Raw genomic sequence first — 17,249 nt, 5'->3', positions numbered from 1 at the left:
TATCACGCCCTGGGCACTTTGATGCCGTATCCATTCGAGGGTCCACCTTGTCCCTGCGACAACGGCCTTCCCACGAACAGCCACGCTGTTCATCCCTGTGCTCCAAGCTCAGTCCCCGTAGGGAGGGAGGCATCCATTACATCTCCTTGAGCTGTCGGAATTCGACGCATTGACCGTAGGCGGGGACGTCGAGCGATTCAAGTCGCCGCGCCGCGCGCCCCTCAAGCGAGGGGGTGAGCGCCTACCGATCAACTGCCCAGCGACTCGTAAGCGCGCGCCAGCAGCGTCGCCGACGCATTCAGCGCCGCGCGTTCGGCAATGTCCATGGCCGGCTCGACGCCGCGCAGCGCGCCGTCCGCGCCCACCAGCGCCGGCAGCGACAGCGCGACCCCGCCGGGTTGCACGCGGCTGACTGGCAGCAGCCGGCGCTCGTCGTTGACGATGCAGCCGATCAGCTCGGCTGTCACCAGGCCGATGGCGTGGTTGGTGGCGCCCTTGCGCCGGATGACTTCATAGGCCGCGCGCCGCACCTGGCCGGCCAGCAGTGCCTCGCCCTCGGCCTGCCAGCCGGGCCAGTCGCGCAGCGCCACGCCACCGACGCGCGTGCTGGACCACAGCATCACCGACGAGTCGCCATGCTCGCCGACGACCAGGGCGTGGATGGACTGGGTGGACAGCCCCAGCCGTCCGGCCAGGCGCTCGCGCAGTCGCGCCGTGTCCAGCAACGTGCCGGTGCCGATGACGCGCTCGGGTGGCAGTCCGCTGGCCTCGGCGACGACGCGGGTCAGCACGTCGACCGGGTTGGTCACGACGATGACGATGGCATTCGAGCCCGCCAGCGTCCGGCCGATGCCGGCGGCAATGCGTGCGTTGTCGCGCAGCAGGTCCAGCCGGCTCTCGTCGGGGCGGCCGTTGCGGCCCGCGGCGAGCACGACGATGTCGGCCTCGCGCATCTGCTCCAGCGCCACGGCGCGCACCGCGCAGCGTGGGTAGAAGGCTGCGCCGTCGGCCAGGTCCATGGCCTCCCCCTCGGCGACGTCGCCGCGCTGGTCGTGCAGCCAGAGCTCGCCGGCGTGGCCGGCGAGCAGCGTGGAGAAGGCCACGCTGGTGCCAACCCAGCCGGTGCCGATGATGCCTATGCGTGCTTTCATGGCGTCAGTATTGCCGTTGGCGCGCCGTGCTGTCGATTCGTCGCAAGGCCGACGAGGATGACCGGTTGCCACCTAGCATGCGCGCCAGCTCGATTCAGGAGATGGCGGCATGACGAACGAGGTGCTGGTGGCCCGAGGCCTGCGCAAGGCCTACGGGGACAGGGTGGCCGTGCAGGAGGTGAGCCTCACGCTGCGCCCCGGCGAGGTGTTGGGCCTGCTGGGCCCCAACGGTGCCGGCAAGTCGACAACTGTGGGCATGATCTGCGGGCTGACCCCGCCCGACGCCGGCAGCGTGACGCTGTCCGGTGGCGTCAGCCTGGCTTCCGACGAAGCCGGCTACAAGCGCCGCATCGGCCTGGTGCCGCAGGACATCGCGCTCTACGAGGAGCTTCCGGCGCGCATGAACCTGGAGCTGTTCGGCGCTCTCTACGGCATGCCGCCCGCGCTGATCCGGAACCGCGCCGACGAGGTGCTGGCCATGGTGGGCCTGTCAGACCGGGCCAAGGACAGGCCGTCCACGTTCTCCGGCGGCATGAAGCGGCGCCTGAACATCGCCTGCGCGCTGATCCATGACCCCGAGGTCCTCCTGCTGGACGAGCCCACGGCGGGCGTCGACCCGCAGAGCCGCAACGCCATCTTCGACAACCTGGAACGGCTCAAGGCGACTGGCAAGGCGTTGATCTACACGACGCACTACATGGAGGAAGCCGAACGCCTGGCCGACCGCATCGTCATCGTCGACCACGGTCGCGTCGTTGCCAGCGGCACCCAGGCCCAGCTCTACGCGCTGCTGCCGGCCGCGCAGACGCTGCATGTCGAGCTCGCCAGTGAGCCCGACGAAGCGGCGCTCGCCGGCCTGGCCGGTGTGAAACGCGTGGGCCAGCGGCTGGACGCCAGCGTGGCCGACGTCGGCCGCGACACCGGCCCGCTGCTCGCCGCGCTGGTCGCGCGCGGTATCCGGGTGCGTGGCCTGGCGTCGGCACGCGCCACGCTGGAAGACGTCTTCCTTCACCTCACCGGCCGCCAGCTCAGGGACTGACAAGATGCAAGCCCTCATCGCCCTCGTTCGTGCAGAGATCAAGCTGCACTTCTCCAACCGCCGCGCGGTGCTGATGAGCATCGTCGCGCCCATCCTCATCGCCGCCTTCTTCGGCAGCCTGTTCGGCAGCGGCAGCAAGATGGCCGGCATCCCCATCGCTGTCGTCGACCTGGACGACAGCCCGCTGACCCGTAGCGTGGTCGCGGCACTGCGGGCCGAGCCTTCGTTGAAGACCCTGGTCACCGACGAGGCCGACGCGCTGGCCCAGGTGCGCGCCGGCAAGCTGCGCGCCGTGACGGTGTTGCCCCGGGGCCTTGGCGAGCGCGCGGGCGGCGCGATGTTCGGCGGCGCCAAGCCCGAGATCACGCTGCACTACGACCCCTCGCAGACCAGTGCGCTGGCCGTCGTGCGTGGGCTGCTGGCGCAGACGCTGATGCAGGAGGTCAGCCGTGCCACCTTCAGCACGGCAGGGCTGGAGAAGATGCAGCGGCAGGTGCGCGACGCGACCGGCCTGCTCGCCGGCCATCGCGACGACCTCGTGAAGATGTTCGACGCCATTGGCAAGGTGCAGCATGCCGACGCGGCGGCCTCCGCGGCGTCCGTGCCTCAAGCCGGCCTTTCCCTGCCCTACACCACCCGAGAGATCGAGGCGCTGCAGTCCGGCAGCAACGCCGCACCGGTGGCCTACAACAGCTACGCCCATTCCTTTGCCGGCATGGGCGTGCAGTTCATCCTGATGAGCGGCGTCGAGCTGGCGCTTGGTCTGCTGCTGATGCGCCGCCTGGGGTTGTGGAAGCGGCTGCGCGCGGCGCCGCTGTCGCGCAGCCAACTGCTGGGCAGCCGCGTCGCGGCCAGTGCACTGATCTCGCTCATCGTCTTCGCCATCATCTACGCCGTCGCCATCGTCGCCTTTGGCGTGCGCGTGCAGGGCAGCCCGGCGGGTTTCGCGCTGGTGCTGGCCTGCTTCTCGCTGCTGACGGCCAGCTTCGGCCTGCTGGTGGCCGCGCTGGGGCGCACGCCTGAGGCCACGCGCGGCCTGGCCATCCTGGCCACGCTGCTGATGGTCATGCTGGGAGGTGCCTGGGTGCCGGCCTTCATCTTCCCGGAATGGTTGCAGACGCTGTCGCTGGCGGTACCCACGCGTTGGGCCGTCGATGCACTGGACGCGATGACCTGGCGCGGCCAGCCCTTCGCCGCGGCGTTGCTGCCCAGTGCCGTCCTGCTGGGCTTTAGTGCACTGTTCACGGCGGTCGCGATCTGGCGTTTCCGCTGGGAGGAATGAGCAGAGCCTGGCGCACGACTGCGCAGTCGCCATCACCGGGAAGGGAGCATGAGCCAGCACCGCAGTGCCGACGATCGCACCTTGGGCATGGACCGCCCGATCTCGCGCCGGGACTCCTCGACGGCATGGCCCAGGCGGCCGGTGCGGCGGCGGCGCCGTCGGTGGCCGGCAGTGCGCACACGGCCGAACCGTCGCCCGGCGATGCCAGCGCGCCGCCGGCGCGCCAGGGCCTGCGCGGCTTGGACAGCGCGGCGCTGCAGGCCCTGTCCTTCGAGACGCTTGAGCGCGACGTCCGCGCCCAGCTCAACCGCATGCTTGGCGGCAGCGGCTTCGATGCGGCGCGCGACATCGCCGACATCAACGTCTGCCGCTGGGCGCATGGCTATGCGGCGGCGCCAATGAGTTGTACGACGCCGAGGATGCGTCCTGGGTTGTCGGGCGCCAGCGCTTGGGCCGCATCGCGATCGCTAACTCGGACGCGGCGCGACCTCGCTGACCAACGCCGCATTCGCCCAGGGCCACGCGCCGCGATGGAGATCGTCAACGACGTCGTGCGGCCTGTCTACGGCTTCCGCTGGTCAGAGCGCGACGGCACCATATAGCCTTAGCGTATCGCCATGGCCCAGCGTCCGAAGCGAGGCGCCAGGCGCCAGCCGTCCTCACCCAGCCAGTCGGCCGATACCAGCACATGGTGGGCGCGACCGATCAGCCGCTCGCGCGGCACGGTGCCGATGAAGCGCGAGTCCTCGCTGTTGTCGCGGTTGTCGCCCAGCAGGAAGTATCGGCCCGCCGGCACGGTGATCTCGGCGAAGTCGCGCCTGGTCCGCAGCGCGGGCAGGAACTGCACGGCATGCGGTCGGCCGCCGAGGTCCTCGGTGGCGCGCCACGCTTCGACGATCCAGCCTGGAGTAACGGTCTCGCCCCGGGTATGGCCGTCGCCGTAGGCCAGCGGTCGGCCGTTCAGCATCAGCACGTCGCCGCGGATGCCGACGCGGTCGCCCGGTAGGCCCACGATGCGCTTGATGAGGCGGGTGCCGTCGACCGGTGAACTCAGCGTGACGACGTCGCCGCGCCGCGGCTCGCCCAATGGCAGCAGCAAGATGTCGGTCAGCGGCAGCTTGAGGTCGTAGGCCAGGCGGTTGACGAGGACCACGTCGCCTTCCAGCAGGGTAGGCCGCATGGAGCCTGACGGGATGGGGTTCCAGTCGGCCACCGCCGTGCGGAACAGCGCGAAGCTGAGCAGGAACAGGAGGAAGCCGCGGTGGTTGCGGATGCTGCGCCGGATGTCCATGGCCGGCATGTTGCGCTGCTCCGCGCGCCGCGGCACGGCGTGCGGGCGGATGGCGGATCGGGGGGCATGAATGGCCGTCCGCGCGGCGCAATGGCCCCGTCGCCAGCGGTTCCGTATCCGGCGGGCCGTCGACCCCCAAAGTTACACTGCCTCAATGCCCTCTCTCCTGGCTCTTGACAGCTCTACCGACATGATGGCCCTGGCCCTCGTGACGCCGGGGCAGACCCGGGTTTTCGAGGCCGCGGGCGGTGCCCAGGCCTCGGCGCGCATGCTGCCCGAGGTCAAGGCCTTGCTGGCCGGCGCCGGCCTGGACCTGGCGGACCTGGACGCCGTCGCCTTCGGCCAGGGCCCCGGCGCCTTCACGGGCCTGCGCACCGCATGTGCCGTGGCCCAGGGACTGGCCTTCGGCCTGGGCAAGCCGGTGTTGGCTATCGACAGCCTGATGCTGGTCGCCGAGGACGCGCGAGCCCAGGGCGCCGGCGACGATATCTGGGTGGCCATGGACGCGCGCATCGGTGAGATCTACGCGGCCCGCTACCGCTGGGTCGACGAGGCCTGGACGGTCGTCGAGCCGCCGGCCCTCTACCGCCCAGAGGCGCTGGCCGCCCATTGGGGCGTGCCGGCCGCCGCCGCCGGCTCGGCGCTGGCCGAGTACGCCGAGCCCCTGGGTCCGCTGCCGCGCGCCTGGCCCCGGGCTCGCTCGCGCGCCGCGGCGCTGGGGGCCCTGGCCCTGGCCGCCTGGCAGCGGGGTGAGGCGCGCGATGCGGCCGAGGCCTTGCCGGTCTATGTGCGCGACAAGGTCGCGCTGACCACGGCCGAGCGAGAGCGGCGGTTATGAGCGCACTGCCGCTGCGCAGCCCGCCGCCCTTCGAGGCCGCGGCGATGCGGGTGCCCGACCTGACCGAGGTCATCGCCGTCGAGTACCAGGCCTACCCCGTGCCGTGGACGCATGGCAATTTCGTCGACTCGCTGGTGGCCGACTATCCGGCCGAGGTGCTGCGCGGGCCGCGCGCCGAGCTGCTGGGCTACTGGGTCGCCATGCCGGGCGTGGACGAGATGCACCTGCTCAACATCACTGTCGTGCCGGCCTGGCAGGGGCACGGCCTGGCCGTCGTCATGCTGGACCGCCTGGTGGCCGAATGCCGCCATCGCGGCCTGCCGCAGTTGTGGCTGGAAGTGCGTGTCGGCAATGCGCGCGCGCGCGAGGTCTACCTGCGCTACGGCTTCGCCGAGGTGGGCCGGCGGCGCGCCTACTACCCGGTGCCGCAGGGGGCACGCGAGGACGCGATCCTGATGAGTCTGGCGGTGGCGGTATGAGCTGGGACGCGCGCCAGCGGGCCATGCTGGCCGAGATGGGTTTTCGCCTGCCCGCCGCCGCGCCGGTCGCGGTGGAGGCCGTCGAGCTTGCTCAGACCGAACCCGAACCCGAACGCATCGCCGTCGCCGTCGCCGCACCGCCACCGGCCATCGTGCGCGTGGCGGCGCCCGCCGCTGCGGCCGGCTTCTCGGGCCTGGACCTGCCGGCGCTGCGCGAGGCCGTGTCCGGCTGCCGCGCCTGCGGTCTGTGCGAGCAGCGGCGCAATGCCGTCTTCGGCCAGGGCGCGCTGGAACAAGTGCAATGGCTGGTCGTGACGGACCCGCCGGACGAGGCCGATGACGCCGGCGGCGAGGCCATGGGAGGCAATCCCTTGAGTGACAGCGGACGTCTGCTGGACCGCATGCTGCTGGCCGCCGGCCAGCCCCGCACGGGCGATGCGGCGAGCGCCTTCGTGACCCCCATCGTCAAGTGCCGCCCGCCGCGCGGCCGCGCGCCGCTGCCGCCCGAACTTGACGCCTGCGAGGCCGCGCTGGCCGCCCAGGTCGAGCTGCTGCGGCCCCGCCTCGTGCTGGCCCTGGGCCTGCAGGCGGCGCGCCGGCTGACCGGCCTGGCCGAGCCGCTGGGCCGGCTGCGCGGCCGGGTGCATCGCTGGCGCGACCTGCCCGTGGTGGTCAGCTTCCATCCGGCGTATCTTTTGCGTTCGCCAGCCGACAAAGCCGGCGCCTGGGACGATCTGTGTCTGGCCCGCCGGACGATGCAAGCCTCGTGAACGCGCTCACCGCCCTCGAATTCGAACGCCAGGCGCTGGACGCGGCGCGCTTTCGCATGCTTGCGGACCATGTGCCCGCGTGGATCGCGCTGTATGGCGCCACGGACCACCGCTGCCTGTTCGCCAATCGAGGCTATGCCGAGGCCTTCGGCCTCACGCAGGACTCCATCGTCGGCAAGCATTTCAGCGAGATCGTCGGCAGCGCCGCCTACGAGCAGGTGCGGCTGTCGGTCGACGCGCTGGTGCGCGACCACAAGACGGTGGTCTACGAGCGCGAGCTGCGGCGGCCCGACGGCGGGGTCTCCTTCCACGAGATTCACCTGATCCCGCAGTTCGACGATGCTGGCGTGCTGCTGGGCAGCTGGGTGCTGGTCTACGACATCACTCGCCACCGCCGCTCCGAGCGACTGCTGCGCGAGTCCGAGGCCCGGCTCGACAAGTTCATGCAGGCGACGGTGGAGGGCATCCTGTTCCACCGCGACGGCCGCATGACGGACGTGAACCCGCCGCTGTGCGCGCTGACGGGGTGGTCCGCCGAGGAGCTGATCGGCCAGCATGTGCTGGCCTTCGTGACCGACGACGAGCTGCCCAAGGTGCGCGAGGTCATGCAGCAGAACCAGGAGCTGCGCTATGAGACGGTCATCAAGCACCGCGACGGCTCGCGCATCCCCGTAGAGCTGATCATGCGCACCGTGGAGCTGGACGGCGAGAAGCTCCGCATGGCGGTAGTGCGCGACATCCGCGACCGCCTCGCCAACGAAGCGCGGATCCAGCACCTGGCGCACCACGACGGGCTGACCGGCCTGCTCAATCGAGCTGCCTTCATGGACCGCATGACGCTGCTGATGCGCCGCGCCGAGCGCCGGGGCGAGATGCTGGCGCTGCTCTTCGTCGACCTGGACAACTTCAAGCGCGTCAACGATTCCTTGGGTCATCTCGAGGGCGACCAGGTGCTGACGACGGTGTCCGAGCGACTGGTCGGTGCGCTGCGCGGCAGCGACCTGGTTGGCCGCTTCGGCGGGGACGAGTTCGTCGTGCTGCTGACCGACCTGGCCAGCCGCGCCGACATCGTCGTCGTGCTGGAGGCGCTGCTGTCCGTCGTCGAGGTCCCGGTCAAGGCTGACGGCCGCGCGCTGTCCGTCACGCCGTCCATCGGCGTGGCCGTCTACCCCGACGACGGCCGCCAGGCCGACGAGCTCATCCAGCACGCCGACACGGCCATGTACCGTGCGAAGGCACGAGGACGCGCGACCTACCAGTTCTTCGAGCCAGCGCTGGCCGAGACGGCCTATGCCGACCTTGTGCTGGAGGCCGAGCTGGCGCAGGGGCTGACGCGCAACGAGTTCGAGCTGTTCTTCCAGCCCCAGGTCGACGCGACGACGGGCCAGCTCTCCGGTGCCGAGGCGCTGTTGCGCTGGCGCCATCCGCAGCGTGGCCTGCTGTCGCCCGACAGCTTCATCTTTGTGGCCGAGCGCCACCGGCTGATGCTGTCGTTGGGCGAATGGGTGCTGCGCGAGGCGGCCACGACGGCGCGGCGCTGGCGCGAGAAGGGCCTGGCCAGCGGCCATGGGCCCATGCGCATCGCCGTCAACCTGTCGCGCATGCAGTTCCACCTCGAGGGCTTTGCCGACACGGTGGAGCGCCTGCTCGCGGAGACCGGCGCCCGTGGCCAGTGGCTGGAGCTGGAGCTGACGGAGCGCATGCTGATCGACGACATCGAGCATGCGCCGGCTACGCTGACGCAACTGCGCGCGCTGGGCCTCACCGTATCGGTGGACGACTTCGGCACCGGCTACACCTCGCTGGCCCATCTGACAGAGCTGCCGCTGGACAAGCTCAAGATCGACCAGAGCTTCGTCGCCCGCCTGCCAGACGACGTCGGCGCCCAGGCCATCACGCGGGCCATCGTGCAGATGGCCGTGGGCCTGGGGCTCACCGTCACGGCCGAGGGCGTGCGCAGCGCTGCGCAGTGGCAGTTGCTGGCTGGCTGGGGCTGCCAGCAGTTCCAGGGCGAGCTGGTCGGTGCGCCCATGCCGGCGGCCGAGTTCGAGGCCTGGGTGAAGGCGCGATGACATTGATGCAGAAGATTCACGCCGAGATCGCCGCGGCCGGCGGCTGGCTGCCGTTCGACCGCTTCATGAGCCTGGCGCTGTACGAGCCGGGCTTGGGCTACTACGCCGGCGGCCGGCGCAAGTTCGGCCAGATGCCCGCAGGGGGCTCGGACTTCGTCACGGCGCCGGAGATGTCGCCGCTGTTCGGTCGCGCGCTTGCGCGCCAGCTGGCCCAGGCCATGGACGCCAGCGGTTGCCGCGACGTCATCGAGTTCGGCGCCGGCTCGGGCGCACTGGCGGCCCAGCTGATCGCCGAGCTGGACGCGTTGGATGCGGGTCTGGCGCGCTACCGCATCGTCGAGCTGTCCGCCGACCTGCGCGAGCGCCAGCGCGAGCGGCTGGCCCACTGGGGCGACCGCATCGACTGGCTGGACGCGCTGCCATCCGCGCTGGAGGCCGTCGTCATCGGCAACGAGGTGCTGGACGCGATGCCGGTGCAACTCATCGCCTTCGACGGCCGGACCTGGCGCGAGCGCGGCGTCGTGTCGGCCCAGGGTGAGGGCTTTGCCTTCGAGGACCGCGACAGTCCGTTGCGGCCGCCGCTGGAGACTGGCTTCGTGCCCGGCACCGTCACCGAGATCCACCGCCAAGGCGACGCCTTCATCGCGACGTTGGCCCGCACCCTCAGGCGCGGCGCGGCCTTCTTCATCGACTATGGTTTCCCAGAGGCCGAGTACTACCACCCGCAGCGCCGTGGTGGCACGCTGATGTGCCATCAGGCCCACCAGGCCGATGCCGACCCGCTGGTCGCCGTGGGCGACAAGGACATCACGGCCCATGTCAACTTCACCGGCACCGCGCTGGCCGGCCAGGATGCCGGCCTGGTCGTGCTGGGCTATACCAGCCAGGCAAATTTCCTGCTCAACTGCGGCATCGCCGATCTGCTGGCCGGCGCGTCGCTGAACGAACGCGCGATGGCGCACCGTCTGCTGGCCGAGCACGAGATGGGCGAGCTGTTCAAGGTGATCGCCTTCGCGCCGCAGAGCATGCCCTTCGACGCGCTGGGCTTTGAACGCGGAGACCGCTCGCACAAGCTCTGAAAGGGGTTGTGATGAAAGCCTGGTTCTTGCTGCTGCTGTGCGCCCCGGCGCTGGCACAGGACCCGAACGCCGGCCGTAGCCTCGCGGCCAGCTGCGCGAACTGCCATGGCACGGACGGCCGTCCGCGTGGCGGCACGATGGCGCCGCTGGCCGGCATGCAGGCAGAGCGCCTGCTGGCGCTGCTGGCCGCCTACCGCAGCGGCGCCCGGCCCGGCACCGTGATGCCGCAGATCGTCAAGGGCTACAGCGAGGAGCAACTGCGTCTCGTCGCGTCCTATTTCGGTTCACTCCCTGTCGCGCAGGCCCGGCCATGATCGCGCGGCGCCAACTGATCGCGGCGGGCGGCCTCGCGTTGGCCGGCTGCGCCACCACAGGTGCCTGCGCGGGCCGCGTGATCGTCGTGGGCGGAGGCTTTGGCGGCGCGACGGCGGCGCGCTATCTGAAGCTCTGGGGCGGCGCGGCGGTCGACGTGACGTTGGTGGAGCGCGACGAGGGCTTCGTCTCCTGTCCGATGTCCAACCTCGTCATCGCCGGCGTGCGCGATCTGGCCAGCATCAGCCAAGGCTATGGTGGCCTGCAGGCCCAGGGCGTGAAGCGCGTGCGCGGCGAGGTCGTCGCCATCGACCCCGTCGCGAAGACCGTCCGCCTGGCCGACCGCAGCACGCTGGGCTGGGACCGGCTCGTCGTCGCGCCAGGCATCGATTTCATGTTCGACGAGCTGCCGGGCCTGAGCGCCGCGCTGGATACCGGTCGTGCCGTGCATGCCTGGAAGGCCGGCGCGCAGACGCTGTCGATGCGCCGCCAGCTCCAAGCCCTGCCCGACGGTGGCGTGGTGCTGATCAGCATCCCCAAGGCACCCTACCGCTGCCCGCCGGGACCATACGAACGGGCCTGCCTGATCGCGGCCTGGCTGCGTCGCGCCAGGCCGCGCGCCAAGCTGCTGCTCCTGGATGCCAACCCCGAGATCCAGAGCAAGAAGGCGCTGTTCGAGCGCGCCTTCGCGCAGCAGCATGCGGGCGTGCTGGAGTACCGGCCGAACGCCGAGCTGCAGCAGGTGCTGGCCGACGGCACGGCGCGCTTCGAGTTCGAGGACGTGAAGGCCGACGTGCTCAACCTGATCCCGCCGCAGCGTGCCGGCGATCTGGTGCGCGAGTTCGCCAACGTGAACCGCCGCTGGGTGGGCATCGATTGGCTGACCATGCAGGCCCATGCCGTACCGGGCGTGCATGTGGTGGGTGACGCCATCCTGTCGGCCTCGGCCATGCCCAAGTCCGCCCACCTCGCCAACCAGCAGGCCAAGCTCGCGGCGGCGGCCGTGCTGCAACTGCTGAAGGGCGAGGCCGTGAACCCGGCGCCGCTGGTAATGAACACCTGCTACAGCTTCGTCGCGCCGGACGAGGCCATGCACGTGGCTTCGGTACACCAGTACGACGCGGTTGAGAAGACGATGAAGGCGGTGCCCGGCGCGGGCGGCGTGTCGCCCGCGGCGAGCGCCCAGGAGGCGGCCTATGCCCGCGGCTGGGCCGAGAACATCTGGGCCGACACGCTGGCCCTGTAGGTCACCAGGCCCCGGTGTTGGGCATGGAGACCCAAGGCTCAGCCGGTGCCAGCGCGGGTCCGGCCTGCAGCAGCTCGATCGAGATGCCGTCCGGCGAGCGCACGAAGGCCATGCGGCCGTCGCGTGGCGGACGGTTGATGGTCACGCCCTGGTCCATCAGCTTGCGGCAGGCGGCGTAGATGTCCGGCACCGCATAGGCCAGGTGGCCGAAATTGCGGCCACCGGTGTAGACCTCGACCTTGCCGTCGGCGTCCGGCCAGTTGTAGGTCAGCTCGACCTGGGCGTCCTCGTCGCCGGGGGCGGCCAGGTAGACCAGCGTGAAGCGGCCGGCCTCATGCTCGGAGCGCTTGACCTCTGTCAGGCCCAGGGCATCGCGGTAGAAGCGCATCGAGGCGTCCAGGTCGTGGACGCGGACCATGGTGTGCAGGTATTTCATGGCCGGGATTGTCGGCGCGGGTTCAATAGCCCTGTGCCGTCATCGGCCTGCCCGAGGCGTGTGCGCTCCGCTGCAGGCCTTGCCGCAGTGGGCCGACCCAGGCGGGACAGCGGCCGTCGCCTGAGCCACCAAAGCCTCCGGTCGGCGCGCAGATGCGCCGGCCGTCGGCGTCGTAGAGGTAGTTGAAATGGTCGCAGCAGGGCGCGTTGACCAGATAGAACACTTGGCCGTCCGGTCGTTTGAACGCCATCATCGAGGTGGGCTCTCGCGTGCTGCCTCTCTCGAAGGCGCCGATGCGCTCGCGCATCGCCGGGTCGGGCTGGGCCAGAGGCGCCGGTACCGCGTCCCGCGGCTGCGCGCCGCGCGTGGCGATGGCTGCCGCGGAGAGCATCAGCGCTGCGGCGATGCCGGCGTACCACCAGGTGGGCGAGACGGGCGAGTGCATGGCGGCGCAGTATGGCGCAGTCGTCAATAGTCCGGCGACTCCATCGGTCACGCTGCGCTTGTCGACGCGGTAGCGGACGCCCAGCGCCAGCGTTGTCGTCCCAGCCCCTGACGGCGCGGGCGAAGACGCCATTGCCTTTCCTGTCGAGGGGTAGGGTCAGGGCGCGCAAGCGCACAGCCACGCTTGCGTCAGCCCTGGATCGCGTCACGGCAGGACGAGCCCTCGTGGTCCTGGCCGGGCCATTCGTCGCAGAGCTTGGCCAGCGCGTGGAACATGCGCGGGCCGACCATCCATGGCAGCGCGCGGCTGCGCGGCGTGGTGAGATGGTGCAGGCAGTAGAGGTCGTGGTCATGCAGGCCGGCCCGAAGCCGGTGCAGGCGCTCTCGTTGCCCTGGTTGAGGATGTGGTCGGCCTACAGATAGGTGGGCAGCAGGCCTTCAGGTCGGCCTCCAGGGGCCAGCGTGTGGACGTCGAGCGTGCGGGCGGGGCCGATTCCCAGCTTGAAGGTCGACGGGCTTCAGCGTTTGAGCCGCGCCCACCGCTCGTGGTCGCGCCAGCGGCCACCGATCTTCAGGTAGCGCGGCGAGTAGCCCTCCAGCTGGAAGCCGCATCGCCGGACCAGCGCGATGGAGGCTGCGTTGCCCGGCTGGATGTTGGCCTCGACGCGGTGCAGTCCGAGGCCTTGGAAAGCATGTTGCACGACGGCGTTCAAGCCCGCCGTCATCAGCCCGCGGCCCGCGAAGCCGGCGAAGGCGTAGTAACCCAGGTAGCCGCTGCGGAAGGCGCCCATGACGATGTTCGTCAGGTTGATCGCCCCGGCGAGTTCACCCTTCACCTCCAGGACGAAGCCGTGATGGGCTTCGCCATCGAAGCGGGCGAGGTGGCGGGCAAAGCCCTCGGTGTCGCAGGGGGGCTGTACCCAAGGCCGGTGCAGTTGTCTGCTGACCCGCGCGGCGGCGATGAAGGCGGCTTCATCCGCCGCCGTGATGGGGCGCATCACCGCCCCAGCGGCGCGACGCCCAGCCAGGCCGCGTGCGCCCAGAACGCGAAGACCGCCCACAGCGCGATGCCGACGACGACCGTGGCGGCCGTGCCTGCAACCGTGGGGGCCGCCAGCGCCGGTGCGGGCCGGCGCCGCGCCGCGCGGAATACCAGGATGGACCAAACCAGGAAGCTGCCGAACAACATCAGGTCGGCCAGCGTGTTGTTGGCGATCAGGTGGGCGAAAGCCCAGGTCTTGACCGCCAGCGTCAGCGGGTGCTGCAGCTTGGCCTTGAGGTGGTTGCGCGGCATATAGGCCGCGGCCAGCAGGACCATGGCGACCAGCATCAGCGCTGCCGTCGCGTGGTTCATGCCGCGGATGGGCGCCCACAGCACGACGGGCTCCAGTCGTGCCCGCGAGAAGCCCCACAGGATCAGCCCGAAGCCGATGAGGGACACGAGGGTGTAGACCCCCTTCCAGCCCTTGTCGCCCAGGCGGGCCAGTTGCGCTTCGCGCCATTGCGGCGCCAGCGCGCGGGTCAGGTGGATGCCGAGGAAGAGGGCGAGGCCGAGAGCAAGCCAGGTCATCGTGGGTCTCCGTGGGGTTCAGGTCTGGCGGTCGACGCGCAGTGCGAGCACGACCGAACTGTTGGTGCGCAGCACGCCGTCGATGTCGCCGATCTCGTCGAGCAGCGCATCGAGCCGGGCCGTAGTGTCGGCGCGCAGGAGTGCCATGTAATCGAACTCACCACTGACGGAGGCGAGCTGGCGCAGCTCCGGCAGTTCTGCTAGGCGCTTGACGACCTCGCGCCCGGCCTTGGGGCTGACGGTGATGCCGACGAAGGCCTGCACGCTGCGTCCGGCCTCGTCGCCGCCCAGCCGCGCCGTGTAGCCCACGATGCGGCCGCTGGCCTCCAGCCGTGCCAGCCGCGCGACGACGGTGGTGCGCGCCACGCCCAGCTTGCGCGCCAGCAGGGCCGTGCTCTCGCGTGCATTGGCCTGTAGCAGCAGGATCAGGCGGCGGTCGAGGTCGTCCGGCGCCGCGCTCGGGTTTACCCGTGAATAATTCATAGCGGCGAATCATCGCGACGAATCGTCCATCAATCAATTGATTTCGTCGGATCGGTGCTTTATTTCGCCGCCGACCCTGCCTAGAGTGAGGCGCAGTTCAACCCTTGGCCACGGAGCCCCCATGAAGATCGCCTTGCTCGGCGCTGGCCATATCGGCCAGACCATCGCCCGCCTGCTGCACGCCACTGGCGACTACCAGGTCACCGTGCTGGACAAGAACGCCGGCTATCTGAAGACGCTGGCCGCCGAGGGCATCGCGACGGCCGAGGTCGACAGCGACAACCGCGCCGCGCTGGCAGCCCAGCTGCGCGGCAAGGACGCCGTCGTCAATGCGCTGCCCTACCACCTGGCCATCACCGCCGCCGAGCTGGCGCTGGAATGCGGCTGCCACTACTTCGACCTGACCGAGGACGTGGCCGCCACCAAGGCCATCAAGGCCATGGCCAAGGGCGCCAAGACCGCCTTCATGCCGCAGTGTGGCCTGGCGCCGGGCTTCATCGGTATCGTGGCCCACCACCTGGCCAGTGGCTTCGACACGGTGCGCGACGTGCAGATGCGCGTGGGCGCGCTGCCAGCCTTCCCGACCAATGCGTTGAAGTACAACCTGACCTGGTCGGTGGACGGGCTCATCAACGAGTACTGCCACCCCTGCGAGGCCATCCACGAGGGCGAGACCATCGCCGCGCTGCCGCTGGAAGGCCTAGAGCATTTCAGCCTGGACGGCACCGAGTACGAAGCCTTCAACACCTCCGGCGGCTTGGGCACACTGTGCGAGACCTGGGCGGGCAAGGTGCGCAACCTGGACTACAAGACGGTCCGCTACCCCGGCCACCGCGATCTGATGCAGTTCCTGTTGGGCGACCTGGGCCTGAAGCGCGACCAGGAGAACCTGAAGGGCATCATGCGCAGGAGCATGCCCGCCACCATGCAGGACGTGGTGCTGGTGTTCGTGACCGTGTCCGGCATGAAGAGCGGCGTGCTGCTGCAGGAGGTGTTCGCGCGCAAGATCTTCGCGACGCGCGATGGCGCCCAGCCCTTGAGCGCCATCCAGATCACGACGGCCGCCGGCATCTGCGCCGCGGTGGACCTGTTCCGCGAGGGCAAGCTGCCGCAGCAGGGCTTCATCCGCCAGGAGGAGGTCAAGCTGCCGGACTTCCTTGCCAACCGTTTCGGCTCGGCGTATCAACAAAGCCGCCAGGTGGAGTCCATCTCGTAAAGAATGCCGGCCATGAAGCAACAGTCCCTTTCCGTTCTCGACGCCCTGGGCGTCAGCCTGCCGGCCGCCGGCGACCTGATCGTGCGCTCGCCCATAGACGGCGGCGTGCTCGCCCAACTCCACAGCGCCAGTGGCGCAGACATGAAGGCCGCTGTGGGCCGTGCGCACGAGGCCTTCAAGGCCTGGCGGGTGGTTCCCGCACCCAAGCGCGGCGAGCTGGTACGCCTGTTTGGTGAAGAGCTGCGCGCGCACAAGGACCAGCTCGCCGAGCTGGTCTCCATCGAGGCCGGCAAGGTCACGAGCGAAGGCCTGGGCGAAGTGCAGGAGATGATCGACATCTGCGAGTTCGCCGTTGGCCTGTCGCGCCAGCTGCATGGCCTGACCATCGCCAGCGAGCGGCCCGGCCATCGCATGATGGAGCAGTGGTTGCCATTGGGCGTCGTCGGCATCATCTCGGCCTTCAACTTCCCGGTGGCCGTGTGGGCCTGGAACTCGGCGCTGGCACTGGTCTGCGGCGACGCCTGCGTCTGGAAGCCGTCCGAGAAGACGCCGCTGACGGCGCTGGCGACGCAGGCGCTATTCGAGCGCGCGCTGGCTGCCTACCGCGCCGCGGGCCACGCCGCGCCGGACGGCCTGTCCGAGCTGGTCATCGGCCGCGCCGACGCGGGCGAGGCCCTGGTGGATGACAAGCGTGTGGCGCTGGTCTCCGCCACCGGTTCCACCCGCATGGGCCGCGCTGTCGGCCCGCGCGTGGCGTCGCGTTTCGGCCGAGTCCTCTTGGAACTGGGCGGCAACAACGCCATCATCGTGACACCCAGCGCGGACCTGGACCTGGCCGTGCGCGGCATCCTGTTCGGCGCCTACGGCACGGCCGGCCAGCGCTGCACGACGACGCGCCGCGTCATTGCCCACGAGAGCATCCATGACGCCCTCGTCGAGCGCCTGGACCGCGCCCGTGCGCAGTTGCCCATAGGCTCGCCCGTCGAGGCCGGCACGCTGATCGGCCCGCTGATCGACGCACAGGCCTTCGATGCAATGCAGTCCGCGCTCAACGCGGCGCGTCAGCAGGGCGGTCAGGTCAGCGGCGGCGAGCGCGCGCTCGAGGAGCGCTTCCCCGAGGCCTACTACGCCGTGCCGGCGCTGGTGCGCATGCCGGCCCAGACCGAGGTGGTGTGCCATGAGACCTTCGCGCCCATCCTCTACACGCTGAAGTACAAGACGCTGGAGGAGGCCATCGAGCTGCAGAACGGCGTGCCGCAAGGCTTGTCCAGCGCGATCTTCACAACCGACCTGCGCGAGGCCGAGCGCTTCATGAGCGCGGTCGGCAGTGACTGCGGCATCGCCAACGTCAACATCGGCACATCCGGTGCGGAGATCGGCGGCGCCTTCGGCGGTGAGAAGGAGACCGGCGGCGGCCGGGAGAGCGGGTCGGATGCGTGGAAGGCCTACATGCGTCGCAGCACCAACACGGTGAACTATTCGAGCGAGCTGCCTTTGGCCCAGGGCGTGAAATTCGACGTTTGAGTCGAATTTCTTCGAGG

Annotated in this window: 19 protein-coding genes; 12 read left to right on the top strand and 7 right to left on the bottom strand. The window is 70.1% G+C overall.

Features of this window, described 5'->3' with window-relative positions; all coding sequences use genetic code 11:
* Positions 1-248 precede the first annotated feature (248 nt).
* Positions 249-1,151, bottom strand: coding sequence for a lactate/malate family dehydrogenase (locus tag JOY88_RS13725; protein ID WP_293503186.1), 903 nt, complete (start codon positions 1,149-1,151; stop codon positions 249-251).
* A 109-nt stretch (positions 1,152-1,260) separates the two neighbouring features.
* Here JOY88_RS13725 and JOY88_RS13720 point away from each other — a divergent pair, with 109 nt between their 5' ends.
* From JOY88_RS13720 to JOY88_RS13710, 3 genes are all read left to right on the top strand, one after another.
* Positions 1,261-2,190, top strand: coding sequence for an ABC transporter ATP-binding protein (locus JOY88_RS13720; RefSeq protein ID WP_293503185.1), 930 nt, complete (start codon positions 1,261-1,263; stop codon positions 2,188-2,190).
* A 4-nt stretch (positions 2,191-2,194) separates the two neighbouring features.
* Complete coding sequence (locus tag JOY88_RS13715; protein ID WP_293503184.1) at positions 2,195-3,472, top strand: ABC transporter permease; 1,278 nt, start codon at positions 2,195-2,197, stop codon at positions 3,470-3,472.
* A gap of 125 nt (positions 3,473-3,597) precedes the next feature.
* Positions 3,598-4,074: a hypothetical protein gene (locus tag JOY88_RS13710; protein ID WP_293503183.1), complete on the top strand. Its 477-nt coding sequence runs from the start codon at positions 3,598-3,600 to the stop codon at positions 4,072-4,074.
* A gap of 2 nt (positions 4,075-4,076) precedes the next feature.
* Here JOY88_RS13710 and lepB read toward each other — a convergent pair whose 3' ends face one another.
* Entirely contained in the window at positions 4,077-4,763 is a 687-nt protein-coding gene (gene lepB / locus JOY88_RS13705) for a signal peptidase I (RefSeq protein ID WP_293503182.1), read from the bottom strand.
* Positions 4,764-4,917: 154 nt separating this feature from the next.
* On the opposite strand from lepB, the gene tsaB reads away from it, so the two are divergent.
* From tsaB to JOY88_RS13670, 7 genes are read left to right on the top strand one after another with little or no spacing between them, the layout of a single operon-like run.
* Entirely contained in the window at positions 4,918-5,601 is a 684-nt protein-coding gene (gene tsaB, locus JOY88_RS13700) for a tRNA (adenosine(37)-N6)-threonylcarbamoyltransferase complex dimerization subunit type 1 TsaB (RefSeq protein WP_293503181.1), read from the top strand.
* Positions 5,598-6,080, top strand: a complete 483-nt coding sequence (rimI, locus tag JOY88_RS13695; protein WP_293503180.1) for a ribosomal protein S18-alanine N-acetyltransferase — start codon at positions 5,598-5,600, stop codon at positions 6,078-6,080. Before tsaB ends, rimI begins: the two co-directional genes overlap by 4 nt.
* Entirely contained in the window at positions 6,077-6,850 is a 774-nt protein-coding gene (locus JOY88_RS13690; protein WP_293503179.1) for a uracil-DNA glycosylase, read from the top strand. The genes rimI and JOY88_RS13690 overlap by 4 nt, the downstream gene beginning before the upstream one ends.
* Positions 6,847-8,922, top strand: a complete 2,076-nt coding sequence (locus tag JOY88_RS13685; RefSeq protein ID WP_293503178.1) for a putative bifunctional diguanylate cyclase/phosphodiesterase — start codon at positions 6,847-6,849, stop codon at positions 8,920-8,922. Before JOY88_RS13690 ends, JOY88_RS13685 begins: the two co-directional genes overlap by 4 nt.
* Entirely contained in the window at positions 8,919-10,001 is a 1,083-nt protein-coding gene (locus JOY88_RS13680) for a class I SAM-dependent methyltransferase (RefSeq protein ID WP_293503177.1), read from the top strand. Before JOY88_RS13685 ends, JOY88_RS13680 begins: the two co-directional genes overlap by 4 nt.
* 11 nt (positions 10,002-10,012) lie before the next feature.
* A complete protein-coding gene (locus JOY88_RS13675) occupies positions 10,013-10,315 on the top strand; it encodes a c-type cytochrome (protein ID WP_293503176.1) in 303 nt (100 codons plus the stop codon).
* Positions 10,312-11,559 carry an NAD(P)/FAD-dependent oxidoreductase gene (locus JOY88_RS13670; RefSeq protein WP_293503175.1) on the top strand — a complete coding sequence of 416 codons (1,248 nt, stop codon included), beginning with the start codon at positions 10,312-10,314 and terminating at the stop codon, positions 11,557-11,559. The genes JOY88_RS13675 and JOY88_RS13670 overlap by 4 nt, the downstream gene beginning before the upstream one ends.
* A 1-nt stretch (position 11,560) precedes the next feature.
* On the opposite strand, the gene JOY88_RS13665 is transcribed toward JOY88_RS13670, so the two are convergent.
* The 5 genes from JOY88_RS13665 to JOY88_RS13645 all read right to left on the bottom strand — a co-directional run bounded on the left by JOY88_RS13665 (position 11,561) and on the right by JOY88_RS13645 (position 14,492).
* Positions 11,561-11,995, bottom strand: a complete 435-nt coding sequence (locus JOY88_RS13665) for a VOC family protein (RefSeq protein WP_293503174.1) — start codon at positions 11,993-11,995, stop codon at positions 11,561-11,563.
* Between the two features lie 22 nt (positions 11,996-12,017).
* Entirely contained in the window at positions 12,018-12,440 is a 423-nt protein-coding gene (locus JOY88_RS13660; protein WP_293503173.1) for a DUF6970 domain-containing protein, read from the bottom strand.
* 517 nt (positions 12,441-12,957) lie between these two features.
* A complete protein-coding gene (locus tag JOY88_RS13655) occupies positions 12,958-13,437 on the bottom strand; it encodes a GNAT family N-acetyltransferase (protein WP_293503172.1) in 480 nt (159 codons plus the stop codon).
* Positions 13,437-14,009: an NnrU family protein gene (locus tag JOY88_RS13650; RefSeq protein WP_293503171.1), complete on the bottom strand. Its 573-nt coding sequence runs from the start codon at positions 14,007-14,009 to the stop codon at positions 13,437-13,439. Before JOY88_RS13650 ends, JOY88_RS13655 begins: the two co-directional genes overlap by 1 nt.
* Before the next feature lie 18 nt (positions 14,010-14,027).
* Positions 14,028-14,492, bottom strand: coding sequence for an Lrp/AsnC family transcriptional regulator (locus JOY88_RS13645; protein WP_293503170.1), 465 nt, complete (start codon positions 14,490-14,492; stop codon positions 14,028-14,030).
* Between the two features lie 121 nt (positions 14,493-14,613).
* Between JOY88_RS13645 and JOY88_RS13640 the strand changes: the two genes are divergently transcribed.
* Together JOY88_RS13640 and amaB are read left to right on the top strand one after the other, a co-directional pair.
* Positions 14,614-15,708, top strand: a complete 1,095-nt coding sequence (locus tag JOY88_RS13640; protein ID WP_293503169.1) for a saccharopine dehydrogenase family protein — start codon at positions 14,614-14,616, stop codon at positions 15,706-15,708.
* Between the two features lie 12 nt (positions 15,709-15,720).
* On the top strand, positions 15,721-17,232 hold the full coding sequence (gene amaB, locus JOY88_RS13635) for an L-piperidine-6-carboxylate dehydrogenase (RefSeq protein ID WP_293503168.1): 1,512 nt from the start codon (positions 15,721-15,723) through the stop codon (positions 17,230-17,232).
* Positions 17,233-17,249: the final 17 nt, after the last annotated feature.

It is taken from the genome of Roseateles sp., assembly GCF_019237615.1.
In the GTDB taxonomy this organism is placed as follows: Bacteria; Pseudomonadota; Gammaproteobacteria; order Burkholderiales; family Burkholderiaceae_C; genus Pelomonas.
This window is presented reverse-complemented; position numbering and strand designations above follow the sequence as displayed.